This window comes from Nodularia spumigena CCY9414 (assembly GCF_000340565.2).
Classification (GTDB): Bacteria; Cyanobacteriota; Cyanobacteriia; order Cyanobacteriales; family Nostocaceae; genus Nodularia; species Nodularia spumigena.
Window position 1 is genome coordinate 3,720,610 of sequence record NZ_CP007203.1, and the last position, 1,261, is coordinate 3,721,870.

Genomic DNA, 1,261 nt, shown 5'->3' on the forward strand with positions numbered 1-1,261 from the left:
GTAAAGAATTAGTTACAGTTCTTTGCATTTATCTCATAAATGTAGTTTTGCGTAGTCAAACGTAGCTATACCCGTCACTACAATGAACCTTAGTAATATCTTTCATTGTTGAAAATTCAACTCTAAAACCATTGATAACAATCTCACATCCGTTTTTTGTGGGAGTTTTAACACGACTTACATACTTTCCAGAAGTTATGTTTTTACGATCTTTGTGCAAAGTAGCCTTAACAAAATCTCCTGTAGAAACATGAGTGAATATTTTTTTAGGCTCAGTGCAAGGAAAACCAAATTTATTGATCCTACAGAATCTTCTGCAACTATGCCCCGTGCTTTTTACTGTTAAAATTTTTGTTGTCAGTATTTTGAGAGTTTCAACTTTTCCTACACAAGCAGCATCAATCCAATGAGTTTTAGGCAATCCTAAACGAGTTCTATTAAACTTAGTTAAACCTCCTGAACCTGTTGTTATAGGTAATCCAGTTTCTTTTAACTTATTAAATAAAGCCCATCTCGTTGAATTTACAGCAGACGCATCTTTTAGTGGACGCTTGGCTTGGGATAAAATTTGCTTCAACAACTCAGGCTTTTTTGCTAAAAACTTCTCAATATCTTGAGTACCTTTTTTGATATTGCATTTCTCACAAGCTAGACACAAATTAGAAATTCTATTAGTTCCTCCTTTGGCTTTTGGTTTAATATGCTCAACTTGTAAAGGGACATTTTCCGCAGTACAGTATGCACATTTTCTATTCCATTTATTCAAAAGATATTCACGGACTTCATACCCTTGTAACTCTCCCTGTTGATACTCAAAGCCTGATATCTCCGGGTTTTCTAGCTGCTGTAGGTCAAACCTAGCAAGCTCTTCAACTATGTCAGTTATTGGGGCAAAATTACATAATCTTTTAACCCAAGTGTTAATAGTTAAAACTCTATGGCTTAAAGAAGGTGCTAACCAACCTTGAGGTTTAGTGCGGTTAAGAAATCTAGCTTGACGATAACGAGTATGTCTAGAACGTCTTCCTCGCCTTACTCCTTTTCGAGTTTCTAGGCTTTCTTTAATAGCTAAACCTCTGTGTTGTAATTCCATACCCCAGATGACTTTATTATTTTGAACTAACGCAAAACCTGTAGTTTTACTCCCTGGATCTATTTTTAATTCAATCGGTTGAGTTGGAACTTCAGATTTAGGTTCTTTCAAAATTATGGTAAATGGAAATCTTCTAAATACAGCAGCTTTTTGTTGATTTAATAAAAA

1 protein-coding gene is annotated in these 1,261 nt (G+C 34.7%); it reads right to left on the reverse strand.

The features are described 5' to 3' along the window. Window positions 1-55: 55 nt before the first annotated feature. Window positions 56-1,261: RNA-guided endonuclease IscB (iscB, locus tag NSP_RS16180; RefSeq protein WP_017804239.1), on the reverse strand; the 1,206-nt coding region annotated here is incomplete at its 5' end.